The organism is Pseudomonas pohangensis (genome assembly GCF_900105995.1).
Classification (GTDB): Bacteria; Pseudomonadota; Gammaproteobacteria; order Pseudomonadales; family Pseudomonadaceae; genus Aquipseudomonas; species Aquipseudomonas pohangensis.
Genome location: NZ_LT629785.1, coordinates 359,611 through 376,754, shown reverse-complemented (window position 1 = coordinate 376,754; position 17,144 = coordinate 359,611). Strand labels below are relative to the sequence as shown.

Genomic DNA, 17,144 nt, shown 5'->3' with positions numbered 1-17,144 from the left:
AGCCCTGAAAACCTCGGGACAATAAAAAAGCCCTGACCGCTACGGTCAGGGCTTTCATATGGTGGGTCGTGTAGGATTCGAACCTACGACCAATTGGTTAAAAGCCAACTGCTCTACCAACTGAGCTAACGACCCAAAAATGGTCGGGGTAAGGGGATTCGAACTCCTGACATCCTGCTCCCAAAGCAGGCGCGCTACCGGACTGCGCTATACCCCGGTGAAAGTTTGGCTCCACGACCTGGACTCGAACCAGGGACCCAGTGATTAACAGTCACTTGCTCTACCAACTGAGCTATCGCGGAACTTCATACTTCCGTCTCATCGCCGAACCGGTAACCCGTTCCTGCATCTGAGGCGCGCCATTTTACGTTTCCATCTCACGCTGTCAAGCCTGAAAAGCATTAAACCAATACATGATGCTTTGCAGTTGCCTTGCAGACTGCTATATGTGTCAATACATCCAATAAATGCAGACCGCGGCGCCGCAAGGCTTCACGCAGGACAGCCAATGAGTACCCAGGACACACAGACCGGCAAGGCTGACAATCCGTCTTCTCTGGCAAGCAGAGGCATACAGCCGCGATTTACCGATCTTGTGCAGAATTGCAAGAAACTGGTAATGAACCGGCTGGCAGAACACCTGACGGGTGTTTTCAGCAATGTCGACGACAAGCTTTTCGAGTGCGCCGAAAAGGCTGAAAACAATCAGGTACAAACCCTCTACTTCGACAGCATGCGCGACATTCGCCGCTTGCGCCCGCAAATCGAAAGAGCCTATCACCAGCAGATCGCTCAAAACTTTTCCGACTTCATGGAAGGCAAACTCAAGCCTCCACCAGCAGTGGAAAGCCAGATCGATGCGGAAAACCTCTCGCTGGTGGAGAACGAGGATTACGAGGAATTGATGCAGGTGACCAACATGGTCAGCCGCGTTCGTTCACGTTCTGCCCAGGCAATCTTCACACTGGATCAGCGGCTGGCCCTGCTGAACAATGGCCAGAAGCTGTTCGAGGACAGCAACCCGTTCGGCCCTCAAGCGATTGTCCGCGCCTTTAGCGAAGCATTGGAACCCCATCCGTTACCGCTACGCATCAAGCACATTTTGTACATGCTGTTCGACCAGCATGTAATGCATGGACTCGACGCGATCTACGACGCTCTGAACCGCCTGCTGATTGAGGCCGGCGTGCTTCCCAACCTCAAATACTCGGTGCAGCGCACTGCGGCCCAACCACGTCGCACACCCTCGACCAATTCCCCTGTAGCTGATGCGGAACCAGCCGCAGCAGCTGCCGGGCAAAATACTGCCCAGCACCATGCCCCTTCAGCCGGCAACACCCCTGGCCAGGGAGGCAGTCTGCAGGCTCATGCCGGCAGCCAGCAAACTGCGGGCGCCGGCAATCAGGGCCCGGGGATCGGTGCAGCACAATCCGACCCCGAAGGCCTGTACAACGACCTGAGCGCCCTGCTGGTTGAAAATCGCCAGCATGGCGCCAGCATGCCACTACTGGGCGGCACCCCCAGCATCGCCAGCTTCGCACCCACCGGGGCAACACGTACCTATAGCGCGAATGAGCTACTCGAAGCACTGAACCGCTTGCAGGCCGAATCTGCCCAGGACATCAAGCAAAGACTGCACCAGCCGCAAAAGGTAGAAAGCCTCAAGGCCAGCCTGCATCAGGAACTGGATACCCACAGCAGCGAACCCGGTAAGCAGAAGCTGTCAGACCAGGAAGCCGATGTGATCGACCTGGTAGGCATGCTGTTCGACTTCATTCTGGATGACGACAACCTGCCGGATAATTGCAAAACCACCCTCTCCCACCTGCACACGCCTTATCTCAAGGTTGCCCTGCAGGATAAAGCCCTGTTCACCCAGCACCACCATCCGGCCCGCAGACTGCTCAACACCATGGCCCAGGCTGGTGTGATGTATGGCGGTGAAGGCGATGAGCGCGGACTGCTATCCAAAATGCACTGGGTGGTCGAGCGGGTCATACATGGCTTCGCCGGCGACTTCATGCTGTTCGAAACCCTGCTTGAAGAGTTCAACGAATACGTAACCACCCTCAAGCACAAGGTCGAACTGCGCGAACGCCGTGCGATTGAGGCGGCCAAGGGTCGTGACAAGCTACTCGGCGCTCGCCAGATGGCTGCCGAGGTTATTTCCCAGGCGCTTGAGAAACGCTCTCCCCCGGCCATCATCCGCAACTTTCTCGAGCTGACCTGGATAGATGTGCTGGTGTTTGTGCTGTTACGCCACGGCGAGCACAGCGATGAATGGAAGCGCACTGGCGAAGTCGCCGAAGAGCTGGCCTGGAGTGGCACCACGCTGGATGCTGCAGGGCTGCTGCGCCTGCAAGGCTTGCGTCTTGCGCTGCTGGAAGACCTGCGCAAAGGCCTTGAACTGCTCGGCGGCTATCACGAAGACGGCATACGTCGCCTGCTCAAGGATATTGTGGCCTGCCAGCATGCCGTCCAGGCAAAACAGCCCGAGATTGCCGCCAAGCTGAATGCGCCACTGCCGAACAGCCCGCTCGGCGAAATGCTTGGCGAAGATGCTGCCCTGATGAAAGCAGCACCGCGCAAGTCGAGCTTATCGCCACGCGCCCAGGCACTGGTCAAGGAGCTGGAACAGATCGAATTCGGCACTTGGTTCGAGTTCGTCGAAAAAGACCAGACCCGTGTGCTCAAGCTGTCCTGGTTCAGCCCGACAACCCGCAATTACATGTTCGTCGACAACAGCGGCCAACGGGTAGCCATCAAGCCCATAACCCAACTGGCTATCGAAATGGACAAGGGTCTGGTTCGCATCATGCCTCAAGAGCGCAGCGCACCCCTGGTAGACCGTGCTCTCACCGCAATCTACCGGGTGCTGCAACGTTTCACCGGTCGCAGCGCAGACGAAACCCCCGAACAATCAAACTAAGGAGCCTCAATGGAAGACCGTCGCCAGCATGACCGCCGCCATTTGGGTCTGCAAATTGAAGCCTACGAACTGCACTCGGGCGAACGTCTGGGCCGCCTGGCTGACCTTTCAGTTGAAGGCTTCATGCTGTTCTGTGAAAGGTCGATAGAAACCGACTCGGTAATGCAGTTTCGCCTGGTTCCTGCCAGACCACTGGAGGGTATCGAATCGGTCACCCTGGGGGCTGACTGCCTGTGGAGCAGGCCCGGCCCCGACGCACAAAGTGGCTGGGCCGGCTTCCAGATCATAGACATGGCCAGCGACCAGGCGAGTGCACTGGAGATTCTGTTGCGCCATCTGGCGCAGGAATAAGCCGGCAGTTAATAAAAACCCCTCAGCCGCAACTTCTCTACGGCTGAGGGAGGTTTCAGCTGAACTCTATCTCATCCCCTTGCAAGGTACCGCTGATCATCGCTTCGGGCGCAAACCTGCCCTGCAGGATCAGTTGCGCCAGCGGATTTTCCACCCACTGCTGCAATGCCCGCTTCAGTGGCCGCGCGCCATAAACCGGGTCGTACCCCACCGATACCAGCTTGTCCATGACCTCGGGACTCAATTGCAACTGCAGGTCACGCTCGGCTAAACGCTTGCGCAAGCGCTGCAACTGGATTTCGGCAATACCGGCAATCTGCTCGCGCGCCAATGGCTCGAAAACCACCACCTCGTCGATACGGTTGATGAACTCCGGGCGGAAATGCTGGCCGACGGCATCCATCACCGCCGCACGCTGCGCTTCACGGTCACCAACCAGCTCCTGAATCTGCACCGAGCCCAGGTTAGAGGTCATCACCAGCACCGTATTGCGGAAATCCACGGTACGCCCGTGGCTGTCGGTCAGACGGCCATCTTCAAGTACCTGCAACAACACGTTGAATACGTCCGGGTGGGCTTTCTCGACCTCATCCATCAGCACCACCGAATAGGGCTTGCGACGCACCGCCTCGGTCAGGTAACCGCCTTCCTCATAACCGACATAACCCGGCGGCGCACCGATCAGGCGTGCCACCGAATGCTTCTCCATGAATTCCGACATGTCGATGCGCACCATCGACTCTTCGGTATCGAAGAGAAATTCCGCCAGCGCCTTGCACAACTCCGTCTTGCCCACACCGGTCGGACCGAGGAACAGGAAGGAACCGCTGGGCCGATCCGGGTCAGAGAGCCCGGCACGGGAACGGCGCACGGCATTGGACACCGCCACTACGGCCTCATCCTGACCGATTACACGGGTGTGCAGCATGGACTCCATCCGCAACAGCTTGTCGCGCTCGCCTTCGAGCATCTTGGAAACCGGAATGCCGGTCCATTTCGACACTACTTCGGCAATTTCCTCATCCGTTACCTTGTTGCGCAGCAACCGGTTCTCGACCTTTTCATGCTGATCGGACATCTGCTGGGCGCGCTCAAGATCCGGAATGGTCTGATACTGGATGCGCGCCATGGCTTCCAGATCGCCCTTGCGCCGGGCTGTCTCCATCTCCTGGCGCGCCTGCTCGATCTTCTGCTGAATTTGTGCGGAGCCCTGCACTTCGGCTTTTTCCGCCTTCCAGATCTCCTCCAGATCAGCGTATTCCTTCTCCAGACGAGCAATATCGTCCTTGAGCTTGCCGAGGCGCTTTAACGCCGCTTCATCGTCTTCTTTCTTGAGTGCTTCGCGCTCGATCTTCAACTGGATCAGGCGCCGTTCAAGGCGATCAAGTTCTTCGGGTTTGGAGTCGATTTCCATGCGAATGCGGCTGGCGGCCTCATCAATCAGATCAATCGCCTTGTCCGGCAGCTGGCGGTCGGTAATGTAGCGATGTGACAGCTTGGCGGCGGCAATGATCGCGCCATCCGAGATGGTCACACCGTGGTGCACCTCATAACGCTCTTTCAGGCCGCGCAGGATGGCAATCGTATCTTCCTCGCTCGGCTCATCGACCAGCACTTTCTGGAAGCGCCGCTCCAGCGCTGCATCCTTCTCGATGTACTGACGGTACTCATCCAGCGTGGTGGCACCCACACAGTGCAGCTCCCCGCGCGCCAGCGCCGGTTTGAGCATATTGCCGGCATCCATGGAACCCTCGGCCTTGCCGGCCCCGACCATGGTATGCAGCTCATCGATAAACAGGATTATCTGCCCTTCCTGCTTGCCCAGCTCATTGAGCACCGCTTTCAGGCGCTCCTCGAACTCACCGCGAAACTTCGCGCCGGCAATCAATGAGCCCATGTCCAGCGATAACAGGCGTTTGCCCTTGAGACCATCCGGCACCTCGCCATTGATGATGCGCTGGGCCAGCCCTTCGACAATGGCCGTCTTGCCAACGCCCGGCTCGCCGATCAATACCGGGTTGTTCTTGGTCCGCCGCTGCAACACCTGAATGGTCCGGCGAATCTCGTCATCGCGGCCAATCACCGGATCCAGCTTGCCTTCTTCGGCACGCTTGGTCATATCAACGGTGTACTTGTCGAGCGCCTGGCGCGATTCCTCGGCATTCGGGTCGTTTACCGCATCACCGCCGCGAAGATTGACGATGGCATTTTCCAGCGCCTTTTTCGAAACGCCCTGACTCAGCAACAGCTTGCCCAGCGCAGTGCCCTCATCCATGGCTGCCAGCAAAACCAGTTCGCTGGAAATGAACTGGTCACCTTTCTGCTGCGATAGCCGGTCGGCCTGATTCAGCAATCGCGCCAGATCCTGCGACATATTCACATCGCCTGTGGGATTCTGGATTTTTGGCAGGCGATCCAGTTCACGGCTAAGCGCACTGCGCAGTGCGTTGACATCAAATCCCACCTGCATCAGCAGCGGCTTGACCGCGCCGCCCTGCTGCTCCAGCAATGCATGCAGCAGATGTACCGGCTCGATGGCCGGATGATCAAAACCAACGGCCACGGATTGCGCATCCGACAATGCCAGTTGCAACTTGCTGGTCAAACGATCTATTCGCATGAAATCACCCTCGGGTTATGGGCAGGCCGGAGCGGTGCATGCTCCACACAAGAAACCTGCCTGTATGAACACTAGATGAGGATGATTCTGCGCGATTCAAGCCGGATGGCGTTGATATGGATCAGTCCGCCAGCCAGATCAGACTGGCAAAGCGTCCGGTGCGCGAGGCACGGCGGTAGGAATAAAAACGCGCATCAGTGAAGGTACAGCCGCCCCCACCATATACCGCCGCAACCCCGCAGGCCGCCAGCCGGATGCGCGCCAGCTGATAGATATCCGCCATGTATCGGCCCGGATTGCGGCTGGGAGCAAAAGCCGCAGCTGACTGTGCTTGCTCAGCCAGAAACACTTCCCGAACTTCGGCGCCGACCTCAAAAGCACGCGGACCGATAGCCGGCCCCAGCCAGGCCAAGAGCCGCTCGCCAGGCAGCTCCATTGCGCGCACTGTCTCTTCCAGCACGCCAGCAGCCAGCCCACGCCAACCGGCGTGGGCTGCAGCGACTCTGGTTGCGCCGCGATCACAAAACAGTACCGGCAGGCAATCGGCGGTCAGCACGGCGCTGGCAATTCCCGCAGTAGCCGTCCAGCTCGCATCGGCTTCCAGTACCTGCTGCGGATCGGCCTCGACCACCCGTGTTCCGTGCACCTGTTGCAGCCAGGCGGGCACACAGTCGAGCGTCGAACTCAATCGCCTGCGGTTCTCCGCTACCGACTGCGGATCATCATCAACATGCGCACCAAGATTGAAGGTATCGAACGGAGCCAGGCTGACACCCCCCGCCCGCGTGGTGATACAGCTGCGCACCCGGGCTGGCGCAGGCCAGTCAGGCAACAGCAAGTCGCCGCTTGACTGCCCCAGATTCATCCGACAAATGCTTCGCGATCCTGCCGCAGCAGGGTCAGCAGCCAGACAAAGTCCTCCGGCAAGGGCGATTCCCACTTCATGCGCTGCCCCGTGACCGGATGATCGAGCTCGAGAAAACGTGCATGCAGCGCCTGCCGTGGAAATTCCTTGAGCGCCTGCACCATGGTCTGGCTGGCGGCGGGCGGAATACGGAAGCGCCCGCCATACAGCTGGTCACCCACCAATGGAAAACCGACATGGGTCATGTGCACGCGAATCTGGTGGGTACGCCCTGATTCCAGCTTGACCCGTGTATAGGTGTGCGAACGGTAGCGCTCCAGCACCCGGTAGTGGCTGACCGCCGGTTTGCCGCCATCGGTGACGGCCATACGCTGGCGTTGCGAGGAACTGCGTCCGATCGGCGCATCGATCTTGCCGCCGGAGGTAATCACGCCAATCACGATGCACTCGTATATCCGGCTGACACTGCGCTTCTGCAATTGCTCGACCAGCCGGGTTTGCGCCTGCATGGTTTTGGCCACGACCATCAACCCGGTCGTATCCTTGTCCAGACGATGCACGATGCCGGCGCGCGGCACATTGATAATGTCCGGAAAATGATGCAACAAGGCATTCAGCAAGGTGCCGTCGGCATGTCCTGCCGCCGGATGCACGACCAGCCCGGCAGGCTTGTCGATCACCAGCAAATGCTCATCTTCGTAGACGATATTCAGCGGAATATCCTGCGCGATCCACTCGCCCTGCGCCTCCTGCTCGGCTTCCAGCAAAAGGACAGCGCCACCATGGACAATATCCCGCGGCCGCACCACCTCACCATCAACGGTTAAACGGCCCTCCTTGATCCAGCTGGACAGGCGCGAACGGGAATACTCGCCGAACAGCTGCGCAGCTATCTGGTCAAGGCGCTGGCCGCCCAGAGCGGTGGGTACTTGGGCATTCAGTTGTATAGTCAGATCGGAGTCGTTGGACATGGGCTACTGCGAAGGCATGCGCAGCTTTTGGTTTCGGCCGCACGCTGTGGTTAAATACCGCGTCTTTGCCCCGGAGAAGCCGGGGCGCACATCATAACAGACGGTCCGGGCCAATACAGCCAACCGTCACAGGGACAACAGCCACCATGCAAGTGAAACACCTGTTGCTTATAGCCTTGATTGCCCTGACTGCCGCCTGCTCAAGCAGTAAGGTCGACGAAAACCTCAGCGAAACCGAGCTGTACCAGCAGGCTATGGATGAACTGGGCAATGACAGCTATACGCTGGCCATCACCCGCCTGAAAGCGCTGGAGTCACGCTACCCGTTCGGCCAATACGCAGCTCAGGCCCAGCTGGAGCTGATCTACGCCTACTACAAGAACGCCGAGCCTGAAGCCGCGCGCTCTGCCGCTGACCGCTTTATCCGCCTGAACCCGCAAAACCCCAATGTCGATTACGCTTACTACCTGAAAGGTCTGGCAGCCTACGACCAGGACACCGGCCTGCTGGCACGCTTCCTGCCGCTGGACATGACCAAGCGCGATCCGGGTGCCGCACGTGACTCGTTCAATGACTTCGCCCAGCTGACCAGCCGCTTCCCCAACAGCCGCTACTCGCCGGACGCCAAGCAGCGCATGATTTATCTGCGCAACTTGCTGGCGGCGTATGAAATCCATGCCGCCGACTACTACATCCGCCGTGGCGCCTTTGTTGCTGCAGCCAATCGCGGCCGCTACGTGGTGGAAAACTTCCAGGAAACGCCTTCGGTCGGTGATGGCCTGGCTGTAATGGTCGAGGCTTACCGTCAGCTGGGTATGGATGAGCTGGCAGCTACCAGTCTGGAAGTTCTCAAGCTCAACTACCCGGATAATCCGAGCCTGGTCGATGGCCAGTTCGTGCCGCGCGAAACCCCGGAAAGCGATCGCTCCTGGCTGGCCAGAACCACCCTGGCGTTAATTGAAAGCGATGATCCGCTACCGCCCGGACAGACCCGCGCCAGTCGCGACGTGATTCGTCAATACGAAAACGCCCAGGAAGAAATTCCGGACGAATTGCAGCCGGAAAACCGCGAAGAATTGCAGAAGAACGTCGAAGAAGCCGGTGAAGACCTCGAAATGGAGCACTACGAAGTCCACTGGTTCGATTTTCTGACCTTTGGCTGGTTCACTGACGAACCGGACGAGGTGGAAGCGGTAACCGTCGATGATCCGGATTTCGACGATGACCTGAATACGGAAACAGAACTCGACCAGAGAACCGGCGAGTAAAAAGAAGGGAGGCGAAAGCCTCCCTTCTTTCTGTTAGCGCTACGTAGCGGAGTTACAGCCCAGCGCAGGAAGGCCCGCCGGCCTGCATGCCCGCACTCGCAGCCTGCAGCGGCGAAGAAATCAGCAACGAGCTACCGATCCGCCCTCAATCCCCCAGTCGCCAGCCGGAAGTAATCGGGTAACGCCGGTCCCGGCCAAAGCCCCGCTGCGTAACGCGCACCCCGACAGGGGCCTGCCGGCGCTTGTACTCATTCAGGTCTACCAGACGCAACACCCTGCGCACGACATCCTCATCAAAGCCTTCGGCAATTATGGCGCTGGCGGACAGATCAAACTCGATATACAGCTTGAGTATCTCATCGAGCACCGGATACGGCGGCAACGAGTCCTCGTCCTTCTGGTCGGGTGCCAGCTCTGCTGAAGGCGGTCGGTCAATGACACGTTGCGGAATGACCATACCGAGACTGTTGCGGTACTCGGCCAGGCGGAACACCAGGGTCTTTGGCACATCCTTGAGCACGTCAAAACCACCGGCCATATCGCCATACAGCGTGGCATAACCGACCGCCATCTCGCTTTTGTTGCCGGTGGTCAGCACCAGATAACCCTTCTTGTTGGAGATCGCCATCAGCAAGGTGCCCCGGCAGCGGGCCTGCAGGTTTTCTTCCGTGGTATCGCGCCCCAACCCGGCAAATACCGGCGCCAGGGTAGACATGAAGGCCTCGACCATCGGCGCAATCGGCAACACCCGATAGGTCACCTTCAGCGCATGCGCTTCCGCCTCGGCATCCTCCAGACTGATCTGCGCCGTATAGTGATAAGGCATCATCACCGCCTCGACACACTCGGCACCCAGCGCATCCACCGCCACCGCCAGGGTCAACGCCGAGTCGATGCCCCCGGAAAGACCGAGCAGCACACCCTTGAAGCCGTTTTTCTGCACATAGTCGCGCACGCCCAATACCAGTGCCCGATAGGCGCTTTCTTCAAGACCGGGCAATGCTGCACAACTGGCCTGGCGCGGGCTCAGGCGAGAGCCGTCAACCAGCAAATCAACCGGATACAGCCCCTCGGTAAAGCCTGCCGCCCGCTGCCGGACGTCGCCATCGGCGGACACGGCACAGCTACCACCGTCAAACACCAGTTCATCCTGCCCGCCAACCTGATTCACATAAATAATCGGCATGCCGCTCTCTCTGGCGCGCAGCGCCAGCATCTCTTCACGCTCCTGCTGCTTGTCCAGATGGAAGGGCGAGGCATTCAGGCTGAGCATCAGTTGTGCGCCAGCCTCGCGCGCCTGACGCACCGGTTCGGCAAACCAGATGTCCTCACAGATGGTCAGCGCCACCGGCACGCCCTTGATTTCGATGACACAAGGCTGATCGCCCGGGACGAAATAACGCTTTTCATCAAACACCTGATAATTCGGCAGCATCTGTTTGAAATACCGACCCAGCAACTCGCCGTCCGCAACCAGGGCGCAGGCATTGAAGCGCTGGCCGTCTTCCTGCCACGGGTAGCCAACCACCATGTAGATACCCCGTACTTCATCGCGCAAACGCTGCAAGGCTTGTTCGATGCGGCGCTGCATGCTTGATCGCAGCAGCAGATCTTCGGGCGGATAACCTGACAACGACAGCTCCGGGAAAACAATCAGATCCGCTTGCCACTGATCGCGGGCAGTCAATGCCGCCTCGATATGGCGGTCCACGTTGCCATGCACATCGCCGACCCGCAGGTTCAGCTGGGCCATCACTACCCGCAACACTTGGCTCATGAAAATCTCCATCAATCAGCAAAGGCGGCAGCAACGCTGCGCCAGATATGCACATTGTCCCGCATCGCCGCGTGCTTGGACAACGGCACACGTAAAGCCTGTGCTGCGCCTTTGCGCTTGGCTACACTGCGAGGCTCCACACTGCCAAAAGGACGCCGCCCATGTTCCGACTTCTATTCTGGATCGCCCTGATCGCGATTGGCATCTGGCTGTGGCGACGCAAAAACAAACCGGCCACTTCCGGCTCGCAGCAAGCCGACAATACCCAGGTCATGGTGCGCTGTGCACAATGCAACCTGCATGTGCCGCAACGCGAGGCGCTGCAACGCAGCGGTAACTGGTACTGCAGCCAACAGCACCTGGAACTGGGGCCACGCAAGCTTGATCAGTGAAGCCCTAACGCTCAATAGCGGTCAGGGCGAGCGTCTGCTGCGCCTGTCTCATCTGTACCGCCTGATCATTGGTCTTGTCCTGGTAGGTCTGGTTTCAAGCGGGCTCGATCAGGAACTCCTGAACCTGCAAAACCTGACGGTGTTCCGGGTTGGCAGCTGGGCCTACATGATAGGCAGCCTGCTGTTCGCCGCCATCGTGCGCAGGCCTCAGCGACTGCTTCCCGTGTTCAGCATGGCACTGGCCGATGTCGTGCTGCTGTCCTGGCTGTTCTACGCCGCCGGCGGCATGCCCAGCGGTATCGGCAACCTGCTGATTGTCTCGGTCGCCATAGCCAACATTCTGATGCGCGGACGCGTTGGCCTGTTCATCGCCGCAGCGGCATCCATGGGGCTGATCTTCTGCACGTTTTACCTGAGCATCAACCTGCCCAGCGCCAGTAGCCAGTATCTGCAAGCCGGACTGCTCGGCGTACTCAGTTTTGCTGTGGCCTTTTTCGTACAGAACCTGAGCAACCGGCTGGAAAAAACCGAGTCCCTCGCTGCGCAACGGGCCGCCGAAGTAGCCAATCTGGAAGCGCTCAATACGCGCATCCTGAAACGCATGCGCACCGGTATCCTGTTGCTTGACCCCGAGCACCGACTGCTGATGAGCAACCCGAGTGCAGTTTTTCTGCTCGGTTCCAAAGGAACGCCAGGCGAAAAACTGTCCAGCTGGCAGCCGGAACTGCATCAACGCCTGCGCCACTGGCTACAGAACCCCACTTTACTGCCGCAAGCCCTGCACCCGACACCCGGAGGCCCGGCGCTGCAACCGAGCTTCGTAGACCTGCCTCACGGCAACAAGCGTCACACGCTGGTTTTTCTCGACGACATTTCCCAGATTGCCCAGCAGGCCCAACAGCTCAAACTGGTCTCTCTTGGACGCTTGACCGCCAGCATTGCCCACGAAATCCGCAACCCGCTGGGTGCGATCAGTCATGCGGCCCAGCTATTGCTGGAGTCGGAAGATATGCCCGCCCCTGACCGGCGCCTGACCCAGATCGTGCAGGATCAATCCAGACGCATGAATCTGATCATCGAGAACATTCTGCAACTGTCGCGCCGGCGCCCGGCAGAACCGAAGCTGCTCGATCTCAGTGAATGGCTGGAGAACTACGTGCGCGATTTTCATGCCAGCGCTCCGCCCACGCAGACCATTCACCTGCTGGCAGATGAAAAAGGCCTGCACTCACGAATCGACCCCGAGCAGCTGTACCAGGTACTGACCAACCTGGTACAGAACGGGCTGCGCTATAGCCAGCAGGACAAACCCATGGCACAACTGTGGGTCAAACTGTTCATTGAAAGCACCAGTGAGCTACCCGTTCTGGAAGTACACGACGATGGTCCCGGCATTAGCCCGAACCGGCTGAACAATATTTTCGAGCCTTTTTTTACCACCGAGAGCAAAGGCACCGGGCTTGGCCTGTATATTTCGCGGGAGCTTTGCGAAAGCAATCAGGCCCGGCTGGATTACAAACCCAGCGAATACGGCGGTAGCTGTTTCCGTATAACCTTTGCCCATCCACGCAAGTTGAGCTGACCATGACCTTCCGGCAGAAAGCACTGATAGTCGATGACGAACCGGACATCCGCGAACTGCTGGAAATTACCCTCGGCCGGCTCAAGCTGGAAACGCGCAGCGCACGCAACGTCAAGGAAGCCCACGAATGGCTGGGCAAGGAAACGTTTGACCTGTGCCTCACCGATATGCGTTTGCCCGATGGCACGGGCCTGGAGCTGGTGCAATTTATCCAGCAACGCCACCCGCAAACGCCGGTTGCCATGATCACCGCCTACGGCAGCCTCGATACCGCAATCAATGCGCTTAAGGCTGGCGCCTTTGACTTTCTGACCAAACCACTGGATCTGGGCCGGCTGCGCGAACTGGTGGCCACCGCCATGCGCATGCCGAGCAGCGACAGCATCAATATGCCCGAAGACAATCGTCTGCTTGGCGGCTCGCCACCGATGCAAACGTTGCGCAAACAGATATTCAAACTCGCCTGCAGTCAGGCGCCGGTCTACATCAGCGGCGAATCCGGTAGCGGCAAGGAGCTGGTAGCGCGCCTCATGCACGAGCAAGGCCCGCGCAAGGAGCGCCCTTTTGTGCCGGTCAACTGTGGCGCGATTCCCTCGGAGCTGATGGAAAGCGAATTTTTCGGCCACAAGAAAGGCAGTTTCACCGGCGCCAGCGAAGACAAGCAGGGGCTGTTTCAGGCCGCCAACGGCGGCACGCTGTTTCTCGACGAGGTCGCGGATCTGCCGTTGCCAATGCAGGTCAAGCTGTTACGGGCGATCCAGGAAAAGGCCGTCCGCGCCGTCGGCGGCCAGCAGGAAGTGGTCGTGGATGTACGCATACTCTGCGCTACCCACAAGGATCTGGCAGCAGAAGTGGCTGAAGGCAACTTTCGCCAGGACCTGTTCTATCGGCTCAACGTCATCGAACTGCGGGTACCTCCTTTGCGCGAGCGGCGTGAAGACATCAGCCTGCTCGCTGAAACCGTGCTCCAGCGCCTGAGCGAGTCTTCCGGCCTGCCCCCGGCTGCACTCGCCCCCGAGGCACTGGAGAAACTCAAAAGCTACCGCTTTCCCGGCAATGTGCGGGAGCTGGAAAACATGCTGGAGCGCGCCTACACGCTGTGTGACGACAACCGTATCGATGCCGAGGATTTGCGCCTGGTCGATGCCCACGCCAACAAGGACCCAGGTGAAGCCTCTCTCGCGCAGATCGACAATCTGGAAGACTATCTGGAAAGTATCGAACGCAAGTTGATCATGCAGGCACTGGAAGAAACCCGCTGGAACCGCACTGCAGCCGCCGAGCGGCTCGGCATGAGCTTCCGCTCGTTACGCTATCGCCTGAAAAAGCTCGAGATCGACTAGCTCATCAGACATACGCGCCAAACACTCGCAGGCGGGCTGCCCGGCTTCGAATACGCAAATTCAGAAGTCCGGCAAGGTCGAGATAGAAATCCTACAGCCATCACACCATAGGCGTCACCGCAAGGTTTGTAGCGCCACGGATACAGTGGCGAAACCATACGGCCACCGAGCCAGGAGCACTCTCGTTCCACCAAATCCCGCTCAAGCACATAGCTATACAAGCCCGAACGCCCTAACTGCAAAGTCCTTAACAGACCGACTACCCCGCAATCCACTATTAATGCAGACTTTCCGTATGACTTGGCACCCTGAAAACCTGATCTAGACTGTGCATTGCATTTTTCAAATCTGGCAAGGACGCTGGAAGTATGAATAAAGTCAATGGCTACACACTGCTCGAACTGACTGTATGCTTGGGCATCGTTGCAATAATGCTTGGCGTAGCTGTACCAAATTTCGAATCAGCCCTTGCTCGCAACAAACAAACGGAGGCAACTAACCTACTTATTGGTGCATTGCATTATGCAAGAGGATCTGCAGTCTATGGCCGCACTGTTGTCAGTCTATGCACAGGGCTATCCACCTGTACAGACTCTCAACTCTGGGACCAAAATATCCTGATCTTCACCGATGAGAACAAAAACGGAAAACTTGATAACGTTGAAATTTTACTCCAGCAAATTTCAACGCCCACTGACCTCAACTGGCAATGGTCAAATTTCCGCAGCACGAGTTACCTTCAATACGAACCGGATGGCTCCACCCGAGCACTAAACGGTACATTTACACTCTGCCATGCGGGTCAACCGCTCCAACAAGTTGTTATCAATTTAACTGGACGAGTGCGAACTCAAAAGCCCGGCGCATCAGCTAGATGCCGCTAAAGTGCAGTTCGTCGTACAAAGTGCTGCGTTTGTCTCCTTCGTATGGATTTCACACCCCCAGCGGCTAGTGTGCACTTGTACCCAACCGGAATTAAGTTAATGCAACGGCACGATGGCTTTTCTCTCATTGAACTTATGACTGTCTTGGTCATCATTGGCGTGATAGCCACTGTTGGCATACCCGCATTTCAAGACACAATCCAGAGTGGCCGGATTACTCAAGCGACTAACAACATGCTCGGCTTTTTGCAGCTAGCACGAAGTGAGGCCGTTACACGTCGCGCTCCGATCACTGTTTGCGCCAGTAGCGATCAAGCTAATTGCACCGCCAATACAACGTGGGCACAAGGTGCTGTCATGCTTCAAGGCGCAACTCTGATCAAGGCAATGTCGGCAGCCGGAACGAATGTCACGATAAACGGTGCTGGAAATACTTTAACTTACCGCTCAGACGGCACACTTGCCAACGCCGAGGCAATTAGTATCTGTGACACCCGTGGAGCAGAAAGCTCCCGACAGATAAGTATCACAGTGATTGGCCAAGCCAGAAGCGGAGCAAACACTACATGCCCATGAAACACGAAAGCTTACTTAAGGGCTTCAGCCTGATCGAAGTACTGATTGCCTTAGTGATTTTGGCTATCGGCCTGCTTGGCATGGCAAGCCTCATGCTAACAAGCATGCAGTCAAATCAAAATGCGGCTGAACGAAGTGCCGCCATCGTGCTGAGTTACGACATCGCTGAACGCATGAGAGGCAATCCAGACCGGCTTGACCTGTATGTTGGAGATCCTGGAACAGCTGTCGATCCCTGTGTTAGCACTGATTGCTCAGCAGGAATGGACTCTACCCAGCAAGCGGGTAACGACTTGGCTAGCTGGGCAACTCAACTCCAAAGTGCTATCCCCGGTAGCGCCGCTATGATTCAAAATATATCTGCAAATGAGTACTGCATTGCTATTTTTTGGCCACAAAATCAGGCCAGCATGGTTTCCGCTACTGCAGAAGCCTGCGGAACAGCAGCCAATGGCAGGGCCTTTACTACAATGCAGGTGACGCTATGAGCTCACTGAAAAAACTGCGATTCAATAAGCAGAGAGGCCTATCACTAATTGAATTGATGGTTGCGATTTTAATAAGCGCGATCCTCCTACTTGGGGTTGTGGAACTGTTTCTAAATACATTTCGCACCGACAGAACCCACACCGAACTATCTCGCGTGCAAGAAAGCGGACGCATTGCCATGGAGTTGATTTCCCGAGAAGTCCGTCGTGCCGGCTACCAAGGCTGCATCTCCTCTTCAATAAGGACCACGGCTGGAGCAATCCAATATCCAGACGACGCAATAAGCGGTCCGACGACTACAAGCTTCACTGTCAATTATGCTCGAGAGACAGGCGCTGGCAGCTTTCCTAATCGCAACTGCGATAACCAAGTTCTTCACCCATTCCAGGCAACTTTCAGTAACTGCGGTGCAAACCTATGCATAAACACTACGGACACTGGAGGAAACCAGACCCTGACCAATGACACCCAGATTGCCAGCATCGAGTACGGGGTCTTGAAAAACAACCGCATTAACTGGGTGAGCAGTGATGCCATGGCTACTTCGGACTGGCCAAATGTCCACAAGTTGAGGATCGCTTTGGTCGTGAGCGCTCCTAACGACGATGGCTTCCTGCCTCGGAGATTTACATCCGTCATTGAATTGAGGAATCGCCTGTGAAGCCTTCACACGCAAAACAAAAAGGGGTTGTTTTGGTAGTCAGCCTGATTCTACTACTACTTCTTACAGTAATAGCAATCACTGCCGCCACTACCTCATCGCTACAAAGCCGAATGGCCTCTAACGCTCAGGATATGAATCTAGCATTCCAATCGGCCGAAAGCGGGCTCACACGATGGATGGCCGAGTTTAATCTTAGTGCCGCGTTCGACAGAGCGCTCTTGTTCGGCTCTAACAACGGAACACAAGGCTCAGCAAGCATCGACAGAATTGACGAAGTCAGGGCTGAAAACTGCACTTATGGCTCAGTTGGCCTCACCGGTTTTACTTTTACTTGTTACCACCTTACAAGCACATCATCTGCGGGAGACGGCACTTCCGTCGCACAGCATCAGATGGGTTACCTAGTCCGTGAAGGGCAGCTGTAATAGATATC

General features: G+C 57.4%; 14 protein-coding genes, 3 tRNA genes and 1 pseudogene. 11 read left to right on the top strand and 7 right to left on the bottom strand.

The genetic code is table 11. The features are described 5' to 3' along the window. Window positions 1–59: 59 nt before the first annotated feature. The 3 genes from BLT89_RS01810 to BLT89_RS01800 all read right to left on the bottom strand — a co-directional run bounded on the left by BLT89_RS01810 (window position 60) and on the right by BLT89_RS01800 (window position 302). Window positions 60–135: transfer RNA gene (locus BLT89_RS01810), tRNA-Lys, on the bottom strand. 5 nt (window positions 136–140) lie between these two features. Further along, a tRNA-Pro gene (locus BLT89_RS01805) sits at window positions 141–217 on the bottom strand. Window positions 218–226: 9 nt separating this feature from the next. Further along, window positions 227–302: transfer RNA gene (locus tag BLT89_RS01800), tRNA-Asn, on the bottom strand. A 206-nt stretch (window positions 303–508) separates the two neighbouring features. On the opposite strand from BLT89_RS01800, the gene BLT89_RS01795 reads away from it, so the two are divergent. After that, on the top strand, window positions 509–2,929 hold the full coding sequence (locus BLT89_RS01795; RefSeq protein ID WP_090192808.1) for a DUF1631 domain-containing protein: 2,421 nt from the start codon (window positions 509–511) through the stop codon (window positions 2,927–2,929). Window positions 2,930–2,938: 9 nt separating this feature from the next. Next, window positions 2,939–3,280, top strand: coding sequence for a PilZ domain-containing protein (locus BLT89_RS01790; RefSeq protein WP_090192807.1), 342 nt, complete (start codon window positions 2,939–2,941; stop codon window positions 3,278–3,280). A 55-nt stretch (window positions 3,281–3,335) separates the two neighbouring features. Here BLT89_RS01790 and clpB read toward each other — a convergent pair whose 3' ends face one another. The 3 genes from clpB to rluD all read right to left on the bottom strand — a co-directional run bounded on the left by clpB (window position 3,336) and on the right by rluD (window position 7,736). Next, complete coding sequence (gene clpB, locus BLT89_RS01785; protein ID WP_090192806.1) at window positions 3,336–5,900, bottom strand: ATP-dependent chaperone ClpB; 2,565 nt, start codon at window positions 5,898–5,900, stop codon at window positions 3,336–3,338. 121 nt (window positions 5,901–6,021) lie between these two features. Then, window positions 6,022–6,765 (bottom strand): peptidoglycan editing factor PgeF, encoded by a 744-nt coding sequence (gene pgeF, locus BLT89_RS01780; RefSeq protein ID WP_090192805.1) that lies wholly within the window; start codon window positions 6,763–6,765, stop codon window positions 6,022–6,024. Next, complete coding sequence (rluD, locus tag BLT89_RS01775) at window positions 6,762–7,736, bottom strand: 23S rRNA pseudouridine(1911/1915/1917) synthase RluD (protein WP_090192804.1); 975 nt, start codon at window positions 7,734–7,736, stop codon at window positions 6,762–6,764. The genes pgeF and rluD overlap by 4 nt, the downstream gene beginning before the upstream one ends. Window positions 7,737–7,882: 146 nt before the next feature. On the opposite strand from rluD, the pseudogene BLT89_RS01770 reads away from it, so the two are divergent. Then, window positions 7,883–8,807 (top strand): annotated as a pseudogene (locus BLT89_RS01770) (outer membrane protein assembly factor BamD); the annotation flags it as partial. 342 nt (window positions 8,808–9,149) lie between these two features. Here BLT89_RS01770 and BLT89_RS01765 read toward each other — a convergent pair. Then, complete coding sequence (locus BLT89_RS01765; RefSeq protein ID WP_090192802.1) at window positions 9,150–10,781, bottom strand: NAD+ synthase; 1,632 nt, start codon at window positions 10,779–10,781, stop codon at window positions 9,150–9,152. Between the two features lie 161 nt (window positions 10,782–10,942). Between BLT89_RS01765 and BLT89_RS01760 the strand changes: the two genes are divergently transcribed. The 8 genes from BLT89_RS01760 to BLT89_RS18040 all read left to right on the top strand — a co-directional run bounded on the left by BLT89_RS01760 (window position 10,943) and on the right by BLT89_RS18040 (window position 17,136). Then, window positions 10,943–11,173 (top strand): PP0621 family protein, encoded by a 231-nt coding sequence (locus BLT89_RS01760; RefSeq protein WP_090192801.1) that lies wholly within the window; start codon window positions 10,943–10,945, stop codon window positions 11,171–11,173. Further along, window positions 11,163–12,755: a sensor histidine kinase gene (locus BLT89_RS01755; RefSeq protein WP_197673527.1), complete on the top strand. Its 1,593-nt coding sequence runs from the start codon at window positions 11,163–11,165 to the stop codon at window positions 12,753–12,755. The genes BLT89_RS01760 and BLT89_RS01755 overlap by 11 nt, the downstream gene beginning before the upstream one ends. Before the next feature lie 2 nt (window positions 12,756–12,757). Further along, complete coding sequence (locus BLT89_RS01750) at window positions 12,758–14,098, top strand: sigma-54-dependent transcriptional regulator (RefSeq protein ID WP_090192799.1); 1,341 nt, start codon at window positions 12,758–12,760, stop codon at window positions 14,096–14,098. A 368-nt stretch (window positions 14,099–14,466) separates the two neighbouring features. After that, entirely contained in the window at window positions 14,467–14,982 is a 516-nt protein-coding gene (locus BLT89_RS01745) for a GspH/FimT family pseudopilin (RefSeq protein WP_090192798.1), read from the top strand. Between the two features lie 42 nt (window positions 14,983–15,024). Continuing rightward, window positions 15,025–15,558 carry a GspH/FimT family pseudopilin gene (locus BLT89_RS18045; protein WP_090192797.1) on the top strand — a complete coding sequence of 178 codons (534 nt, stop codon included), beginning with the start codon at window positions 15,025–15,027 and terminating at the stop codon, window positions 15,556–15,558. Next, window positions 15,549–16,046: a type IV pilus modification protein PilV gene (pilV, locus tag BLT89_RS01735; protein ID WP_157718768.1), complete on the top strand. Its 498-nt coding sequence runs from the start codon at window positions 15,549–15,551 to the stop codon at window positions 16,044–16,046. The genes BLT89_RS18045 and pilV overlap by 10 nt, the downstream gene beginning before the upstream one ends. Continuing rightward, window positions 16,043–16,708: a PilW family protein gene (locus BLT89_RS01730; RefSeq protein WP_090192796.1), complete on the top strand. Its 666-nt coding sequence runs from the start codon at window positions 16,043–16,045 to the stop codon at window positions 16,706–16,708. Before pilV ends, BLT89_RS01730 begins: the two co-directional genes overlap by 4 nt. Next, the gene (locus BLT89_RS18040) at window positions 16,705–17,136 is read left to right on the top strand and encodes a PilX N-terminal domain-containing pilus assembly protein (RefSeq protein WP_157718767.1); all 432 of its coding nucleotides are present in this window, start codon (window positions 16,705–16,707) and stop codon (window positions 17,134–17,136) included. The genes BLT89_RS01730 and BLT89_RS18040 overlap by 4 nt, the downstream gene beginning before the upstream one ends. Window positions 17,137–17,144: the final 8 nt, after the last annotated feature.

What these genes read in the sequence shown, in the direction of transcription:
- BLT89_RS01730 (WP_090192796.1), top strand. Translation starts at nt 16,043, where the DNA reads ATGAGCTCACTGAAAAAACTGCGATTCAATAAGCAGAGAGGCCTATCA.
- clpB (WP_090192806.1), bottom strand. Translation starts at nt 5,900, where the DNA reads ATGCGAATAGATCGTTTGACCAGCAAGTTGCAACTGGCATTGTCGGAT.
- BLT89_RS01760 (WP_090192801.1), top strand. Translation starts at nt 10,943, where the DNA reads ATGTTCCGACTTCTATTCTGGATCGCCCTGATCGCGATTGGCATCTGG.
- BLT89_RS18045 (WP_090192797.1), top strand. Translation starts at nt 15,025, where the DNA reads ATGGATTTCACACCCCCAGCGGCTAGTGTGCACTTGTACCCAACCGGA.
- BLT89_RS01790 (WP_090192807.1), top strand. Translation starts at nt 2,939, where the DNA reads ATGGAAGACCGTCGCCAGCATGACCGCCGCCATTTGGGTCTGCAAATT.
- rluD (WP_090192804.1), bottom strand. Translation starts at nt 7,736, where the DNA reads ATGTCCAACGACTCCGATCTGACTATACAACTGAATGCCCAAGTACCC.
- BLT89_RS01795 (WP_090192808.1), top strand. Translation starts at nt 509, where the DNA reads ATGAGTACCCAGGACACACAGACCGGCAAGGCTGACAATCCGTCTTCT.
- pilV (WP_157718768.1), top strand. Translation starts at nt 15,549, where the DNA reads ATGCCCATGAAACACGAAAGCTTACTTAAGGGCTTCAGCCTGATCGAA.
- BLT89_RS01745 (WP_090192798.1), top strand. Translation starts at nt 14,467, where the DNA reads ATGAATAAAGTCAATGGCTACACACTGCTCGAACTGACTGTATGCTTG.
- BLT89_RS01765 (WP_090192802.1), bottom strand. Translation starts at nt 10,781, where the DNA reads ATGAGCCAAGTGTTGCGGGTAGTGATGGCCCAGCTGAACCTGCGGGTC.
- pgeF (WP_090192805.1), bottom strand. Translation starts at nt 6,765, where the DNA reads ATGAATCTGGGGCAGTCAAGCGGCGACTTGCTGTTGCCTGACTGGCCT.
- BLT89_RS01750 (WP_090192799.1), top strand. Translation starts at nt 12,758, where the DNA reads ATGACCTTCCGGCAGAAAGCACTGATAGTCGATGACGAACCGGACATC.